Genomic DNA, 401 nt, shown 5'->3' with positions numbered 1-401 from the left:
TCCAGCACCCGCAGCGCCGTGTCGTGGATCGACGCCACCTGGTCGTCCGAAAAGATCGGCTGCGGCAGGAACGGGTTCTTCAGCGAATGGTAATTGGGACGGCGGCTGCTTTCGCTGCCGGCCTCGCCCGTGCGTCCACGCCGGCGCTCGCGCCTGCCGTCCCGTGCCGCGTCATCGACCATCGGAAATCCTCCTCATTGCCGCATTGCCTTGCCCAGGGGATCGTAGGGCGAGGCCGCGACGACACGCGCCGGCCGTTCCTCACCCACGACATGCACGGAGAGCGCGGTGCCCTCGCCCGCGAAATCGCGGTCGACCAGAGCCAGCGCCAGGCTCTTGCCGACCGTATAGCCGTAGCCGCCCGAGGTGACAAAGCCGACGCGTCGGCCCTGATGCCAGAC

Annotated in this window: 1 protein-coding gene and 1 pseudogene; both read right to left on the bottom strand. The window is 68.6% G+C overall.

Annotated elements, in window-relative coordinates:
• Positions 1-182: pseudogene (locus EN914_RS38165) on the bottom strand (trimethylamine methyltransferase); the annotation flags it as partial.
• Positions 183-194: 12 nt separating this feature from the next.
• A partial coding sequence (locus tag EN914_RS38160) for a glycine cleavage T C-terminal barrel domain-containing protein (protein ID WP_164779316.1) occupies positions 195-401 on the bottom strand: 207 nt, incomplete at its 5' end.

It is taken from the genome of Mesorhizobium sp. M7A.F.Ca.CA.001.08.2.1 (assembly GCF_003998455.1).
Taxonomy (GTDB): domain Bacteria; phylum Pseudomonadota; class Alphaproteobacteria; order Rhizobiales; family Rhizobiaceae; genus Mesorhizobium; species Mesorhizobium ciceri.
The sequence above is the reverse complement of the archived record's forward strand: the minus strand, read 5'-3'. Positions and strand labels throughout refer to the sequence as shown.